The 6633-nt window shown below is 71.8% G+C and carries 2 protein-coding genes and 5 pseudogenes; 4 read left to right on the top strand and 3 right to left on the bottom strand.

Annotated features, from left to right (window positions below; genetic code table 11):
- Positions 1-141 precede the first annotated feature (141 nt).
- Positions 142-1418 (bottom strand): annotated as a pseudogene (locus GJ632_RS18005) (O-acetylhomoserine aminocarboxypropyltransferase/cysteine synthase family protein); the annotation flags it as partial.
- Between the two features lie 153 nt (positions 1419-1571).
- Here GJ632_RS18005 and GJ632_RS18000 point away from each other — a divergent pair.
- Positions 1572-1862 carry a hypothetical protein gene (locus tag GJ632_RS18000; RefSeq protein WP_191453667.1) on the top strand — a complete coding sequence of 97 codons (291 nt, stop codon included), beginning with the start codon at positions 1572-1574 and terminating at the stop codon, positions 1860-1862.
- A 158-nt stretch (positions 1863-2020) separates the two neighbouring features.
- Here the strand turns inward: GJ632_RS18000 and metX are convergent.
- Together metX and GJ632_RS17990 are read right to left on the bottom strand one after the other, a co-directional pair.
- A pseudogene (metX, locus tag GJ632_RS17995) lies at positions 2021-3240 on the bottom strand (homoserine O-acetyltransferase).
- A gap of 79 nt (positions 3241-3319) precedes the next feature.
- Positions 3320-4602, bottom strand: a pseudogene (locus GJ632_RS17990) (O-acetylhomoserine aminocarboxypropyltransferase/cysteine synthase family protein).
- A gap of 107 nt (positions 4603-4709) precedes the next feature.
- Between GJ632_RS17990 and GJ632_RS25575 the strand changes: the two are divergent.
- The 3 genes and pseudogenes from GJ632_RS25575 to GJ632_RS25565 all read left to right on the top strand — a co-directional run.
- Positions 4710-5936 (top strand): annotated as a pseudogene (locus GJ632_RS25575) (HEAT repeat domain-containing protein); the annotation flags it as partial.
- A 59-nt stretch (positions 5937-5995) separates the two neighbouring features.
- Positions 5996-6328: pseudogene (locus GJ632_RS25570) on the top strand (HEAT repeat domain-containing protein); the annotation flags it as partial.
- Between the two features lie 90 nt (positions 6329-6418).
- On the top strand, positions 6419-6633 hold a 215-nt coding region (locus GJ632_RS25565; protein ID WP_197428075.1), incomplete at its 3' end, for a HEAT repeat domain-containing protein.

Raw genomic sequence — 6633 nt, 5'->3', positions numbered from 1 at the left:
TCCCGCTCCTCCTCTATCTCTTCGCGAGCTTCGGCGAGACGCTCGGCTCGTACTCACTTGCCTCCTCTTCGGCTTCTTGACGGATCTCTTCGGCCTCCCGTCGCGCCTCCGCGATCCGCTCATCGGCGGTCGGCTTCTGCTTTCGGCGACGATGTCGTCGGCGTCCTCGACGCCGACCGAGAGGCGGACCATGTCGGGCGTGACGCCCGCGGCGACCTGTTCCTCCTCGGTCAACTGCTGGTGGGTCGTCGAGGCAGGGTGGATGACGAGCGTCTTGGCGTCGCCGACGTGGCGAGCAACGAGGCGAGTTCCACCTCGTTCACCGTCTCGCGGGCCGCCTCGTAGCCGTCGGCGAGGCCGAACGTTATCATGCCGCCGTAGCCGCCGTCGAGGTACTCCGACGCCTCCGCGTGCGTCTCGTGGGACTCCAGACCGGGGTAGTTCACCCACGACACCGCGTCGTGGTCCTCGAGGAACTCCGCGACGGCCATCGCGTTCTCGCAGTGCCGGTCCATCCGCATCGGGAGCGACTCCACCTTCTCCAGCGTGTTCCACGCGTCGAACGGCGACTGGGCGCTCCCCAAGTCGCGCAGGCCGCGGGCGATGGCGGCGTAGGTGAACGCCGCGTCGCCGAACCGTTCCGAGAAGTCGACGCCGTGGTAGGCGGGGTTCGGCTTCGCGATTTCGGGGTAGTCGTCGGCGTACTCGGCCCACGGGAACGACCCGCCGTCGACGAGGACGCCCCCGATGGTGGTGCCCGCGCCGTGAATCCACTTCGTCGTGGACTCCCAGACGAGGTCCGCGCCGTGTTCGAGGGGGCGGCAGAGGTACGGCGTCGCGAACGTGTTGTCCACGAACAGGGGGACGCCGTTGTCGTGGGCCACCTCGGCCAACTTCTCGAAGTCCGGCGTGACCAGCGCGGGGTTGCCGATGGTCTCGACGTGGACGAACGCGGTGTCGTCGTCGATGGCCTCGTCGTAGGCGTCGTAATCCAGCGTGTCCACGAACTTCGTCGTCACGCCGCGGCGTTCGACGGTGTGCGTCAGGTAGGTGTACGTCCCGCCGTACAGCGACGACGAGGAGACGATGTTGTCGCCCGCGGAGGCGAGGAGGAACGTCGCGAGGTCGAACGCGGCCATCCCGGACGCCGTCGCCGCCGCGCCGACGCCGCCCTCCAGCGAGGCGAGTCGCTCCTGCAGCATCGCCACCGTGGGGTTCATCAGCCGCGAGTAGATGTAGCCCTCCTTCTCCAGGGCGAACTGGCTCGCGGCGTCCTCGGCGTCGTCGAAGACGTAGGAGGTGGTCTGGTAGATGGGCGGCGCGCGCGAACCCGTCGCGGCGTCCGGTTCCTGTCCCGCGTGGAGACTCCGCGTGCTGAAGCCGGGCGTCTCGGTATCGTCGTCTGCGTCGTCGGACATACGGTGCACGACGCACGAGGCGGTGTTAAAACGGGCTGTCGGCTGCAAGACCCGCCGGACTCGGTGACGCGACCGACCCGACGGGCTTCTGACGCGACCGACCCGTCGACGGCGACGACGCCGCGGGCGGCCCGTTCAGGCCGCGTCCGGGCGGTGTCCGTTCAGCGACGCGCCGGCGAAGAACAGGACGAGACCGACCGCGAGGACGGCCAGCGCGACGGGCCACGCGAGGAGGGGGAGCGCGAGGACGACGAACCCGACGACGGCGAGGAGGCCGCCGACGGAGACGGCCGCGGCCCGTCCCCGCCCCGCGACGACGGCGAGGCCGACGACGGCGAGGAGGACGCGCCGACGCCGAGGAGGTCGAACGCCGTCAACGGCCCGACCGTGGCCGGTCGGGTGCCCAGCGTGACGTTCGGCGCGGCGGCGACGAGTCCGAAGTAGGCGACGGCGGCGCGACGAGGGCGACGACGAACCCGCCGACGCGACCGAGAGAGCGAGCGAGCGACATACCGGGACGGTCGGCCGGGGACGGCAAAGTCGCTTCGGGTCGGGGGTGGGCAGGACGGCGTGGGTCACACCGCGCGGCGCGCCGACGGCGACTACCGACTGAACAGCGACGAGTGGACGGGCGCGAAGTCCCGGTCGTCGGGGAGCGACTCGGGTTCCTCCTCGGTGTCGTGGACCGACCGCCCTTCGACGCCCGATTCGAGGAAGTCCCGGACCGGCGGGCCGACCTTCTCCGGTTCGACGAGGAAGGCGTCGTGGCCGTGGTCGGACTCGACGACGTGGTGGGCGACGGGGACGGACGTCTCGCGGAACGACTCCGCGAGCGACTCGGCCTGTTCGGTCGTGAAGTGCCAGTCGCCCGTGAAGGAGAGCAGGAGCGCCTCGCCCTCGAAGGCGGCCACCGCGTCGGCGTCGTCCTCGTAGCCCTCCGAGAGGTCGTAGTCGTCCATCGCGCGCGTGAGGTAGAGGTAGGCGTTGGCGTCGAACCGTTCGACGAACTTCTCGGCCTGGTAGTCGAGGTACGACTCCACGTCGCGGTACGGGAAGAACGACGCCGCCGGGTCGGTCGGGAACGAGTCGCGTTGGGCGTCGCGGCCGGCGGCGCGGCGGCCGAACTTCCGCTCCATCGACGCCTTCGAGAGGTACATCACGTGGCCGAGTTGGCGCGCGAGTGCGAGGCCGTCGTCCGGCGTCTTCCCCCCGTCGGAGACGCCGTAGTAGTCGCCGCCGTTCCAGTTCGGGTCGGTGGTGATGGCGCGGCGGGCGATGGCGTCGAGAGCGAGACACTGCGGGTCCAGACGCCCGGCGGTGGCGACGGCCAGCAGGTAGCGCACGTCGTCGGGGTAGCGCTGGACCCAGTCGAGGGCGTTCATGCCGCCGACGCTCCCCCCGACGACGGCGTGCAGGCGGCCGACGCCGAGTTCGTCGAGGAGGAGTCGCTGCGAACGCGTCCAGTCGCCCACGGTGACCGGCGGGAAGTCGGTGCCGTAGGGGTCGCCGTCGGTCCCTCCGAGGCCGGTCCGGTCGTCCCGTAGCAGGACCCGGGGACGTTCGCGCAGACGACGTAGTACTCGTTCGTGTCGATGGCCTTGCCGGGGCCGACGATGTCGTTCCACCACGCGCGGGCCTGCCCGGCCGTGTCGGAGCCGTAGCCCGCGACGTTCTGACTGCCGGTGAGGGCGTGGCAGACGAGGACGGCGTTGTCGCCGGTGAACTCGCCGTAGGACTCGTAGGCGACTTCGAGCGAGGGAATCTCCACGCCGCACTCGAAGTCGAACGCGCCGAGGTCGACCGTGCCGCTATCGGTCTTCACGCCGGACGCACCTCCGTCGGGCGCGCCGTCGCGGCGGGCGCGTGCGTCGTGACCGGCGCATACGTCGTGACCGCGGCTATCATCGCGCCGCCTCCGCGGCCCGCCGAATCGAGCGGTCCAAGTCGGCGATTACGTCCGCGGCGTCCTCGATGCCGACCGAGAGGCGCAGCATGTCGGGGCCGACGCCCGCGGCGCGTTGCTCGTCGGCGCTCAACTGCGCGTGCGTCGTCGAGGCGGGGTGGATTATCAGCGTCTTCGCGTCGCCGATGTTGGCGAGGAACGAGGCGAGTTCGGTGTTCTCGCAGGTGGCCTTGGCCGCCTCGAAGCCGTCTGCGAGGCCGAACGTCACCATGCCGCCGTACCCCCTCTCCAGATACTCCGTCGCCTCCGCGTGCGTCTCGTGGTCCTCGAACCCGGGGTACGACACCCACGCCACGTCGTCGTGGTCGCGGAGGAACGTCGCCACCTCGCGGGCGTTCGCGCAGTGTTTCTCCATCCGAAGCGGGAGCGTCTCCAGCCCCTGCAGCGTCTGCCACGCGTCGAACGGCGACTGCTGGTTGCCGAGCGTCCGCAGCGACCGCTGTCTGGCGGCCGCCGCGAACGCCCTGTCACCGAACCGCTCCACGAAGTCGACGCCGAACGCCGGGTTCTCCCCGGACAGTTCGTCGTAGTCGGCGTGCTCCCACGGGAACGTCCCGCCGTCGACGAGGACGCCCCCGACCGTCGTCCCCGACCCGTGAATCCACTTCGTCGTCGACTCCCAGACGATGTCCGCGCCGTGTTCGATGGGGCGACAGAGGTACGGGGTCGCGAACGTGTTGTCCACGACCAGCGGTGCGCCGGCCGCGTGGGCCACGTCGGCCAGTCGCTCGAAGTCCGGCGTCTTCAGCGAGGGGTTGGCGATGGTCTCGACGTGGACGAACGCGGTGTCGTCGTCGACGGCGTCGGCGTAGCCGTCGTAGTCCAGCGTGTCCACCACGCGCGTCTCGACGCCCCGCCGCGTCGCCATCTTCGTGAGGTACGTCGAGGTGCCGCCGTACATGTCCGCCGAGGCGACGACGTGTCGCCCGCGGAGGCGAGGATGCTCGTCGCGGCGTCGAGGGCGGCCATCCCCGAGGCGGTGGCGACGGCGGCGACGCCCGCTTCGAGGGCGGCGAGCCGGTTCTCGAGCACGCGCGTCGTCGGGTTCGAGATGCGCGAGTAGACGTCGCCCTCCGCCTCCAGCGCGTAGAGGTCGGCGGCGTGGTCGGCGTCCTCGAACACGTACGACGTCGTCTGGTAGATGGGCGGCGCGCGCGAACCCGTCGCGGCGTCCGGCTCCTGCCCGGCGTGGAGGCTCCGGGTGTGGAACCCGTGTGTCATATACAACACGCATATTCTTTGAGAGAGATATAACCTGCGGTTACAGCACGGTCGGCCGCGACCCCCCGACCGAAGCCCTTTTTCGCTCCGCCGGGAGTGTCCGACTCATGTCGAGTCAGGCGGGCGTGAAGGACGCCCGAATCGAGGTGGGGTACGACGCCGCGGTGTACGAGCGTCTTCGGGGCGGCGACCCGAACCCCGACGCGGCCGTCCGCGTGGTCTGCGGCGGACGGGTCCTCGTCAGCGGTCGCGACGGCCTCCGCTGGCACTGCGCGCAGTTGGTTCACGCGCTGGAGCCGTTGTTCGAGGACGAACCCGCGACCGTCGAGTTCTACGAGGCGGACGAGCGCTACCACCTCGTCCCCGACGGCGACGCGGTTCGACTCCGCTGCGAGCGGACGGCCGACGACGGGGACGCCGGACCGTCGGCCGTCGTCGACCGGGAGGCGTTCGTGACGGAACTGCTCCGCACCGTCGAGACGTTCTGCGACGTGGTCGTCGGCGCGAACCCGGCGCTCGCCGACGAGGTGGCCGAGGTACGCGAACGCGCCGGCGACGCCCGCGTCGCCGCCGCCGGCTTCGGCGACTGGGGCCTCCCGGTCCGACTCCTCGATACGGAGCCCGAGACGGCGCACGGCGGCACCGTGTACACGCAGACGGCCGTCCTCGCCGTCGGAGACGCCCGGTTCGGCGCGTTCGACGGCGACGTGCTCGCGGACGAGGAGTCCCGCGACGCGCCCGCCGCCGCCCGACTGTGGCTCTCGGACCCCACCGCCGTCGAACGCGGCGCGGACGTCGGCCTCCACGTCGAACCGAACCCGGACGCACTCGCGTGGCACGACCACGCGTTCTCCGGGGAAGTGGTGGACGTGGCCGACCTCCCCGCGTCGGCGCGGACGCCCTCGGACGACAGCCCGGACCGGCGCGCCCTCCTCCACGTCGGCGCGGGCACCGTCGCGTTCGACCCCGACGCGGTTGACGTGGCCCTCGAGGAAACCGCCGCGGGCGACGATCCTCCCCCGGTCACCGTCGGCCAGCGTCTCCATCTTCGCGCCGCCAGCGTCCACCTGAGCGACGTGGTCGTCACCGACGCCCCGTCGATGGCGGACCGCACGGAGGCGGAACTGAGAGACGCGCTCTCCGACCCGGCGCGTCGGGCCGCGGCCGCGACCGAACTCGCCCGGCGCGACGCGGAGGACGCCGCCGCGGCCATCACCGACTGTCTCCGGACCGACCCGCCGGCCTCTGACCGCCGCGCACTCGTCCGCGCGCTGGACGTCCTCGCCGACGAGTCGGCCGTGCCGGGACTGGTCGAACGACTGGGCGACGCGGACCCCGACGTGCGACGCGCCGCCGCCGTCGCTCTCGCCACCGTCGGCGACCCGGCGGCGCTGTGGACCCCCTCTTGGCCGCCGTCCGCTCGGAGTCCGACGCGGCCACGCGGCGCGCCGTCGCCCGCGCCGCCCGCGACGTCGACCCGACGAGGGCGCTCGACCACTTCGCCTCGCTCGTCCGCACCGACAGCGACCCCGCGGTGCGCGAGAGCGTCGTCCGCGTCCTCGGCGGGACCGGCAACGTCCACGCCGAGGCCCTCGTCGTCGAAGCCGTGGACGACCCGGACCCCGACGTCGCCCGCGAGGCCATCTCGGCCGTCCGGTGGTTCACCGACGAACGGCCCGTCGGCGGCCTGCTCCGCCGCCTCGGGGACGACGACCCGACGGTCCGCGTCGCCGCCGCGGACGCCTTCGTTGAACTCGGCGCGCGGGCCGCCCACTACCACGACGGCGACGAACTCTCCGCCGAGACCCGGACGCGCGTGGTCCGCGCGCTCTTAGACCGACTGGACGACGAGAACGCCGCCGTCAGAAGGACGGCGATGGAGGCGCTCGGGTCGCAGGCTCATCCCGAGTCGGTGATGCCGCTCTGTGCGGCCTACGACGACGACGAGGCGTGCCGGCCGGCGGCCGTCGACGCCCTCGGACGCATCGGCGACCCGCGCGCGATTCCCACCGTCGTCGCCGCACTCGACGA

It is taken from the genome of Halogeometricum sp. CBA1124, from assembly GCF_009741955.1.
GTDB classification, from domain to species: Archaea; Halobacteriota; Halobacteria; order Halobacteriales; family Haloferacaceae; genus Halogeometricum; species Halogeometricum rufum.
The sequence above is the reverse complement of the archived record's forward strand: the minus strand, read 5'-3'. Positions and strand labels throughout refer to the sequence as shown.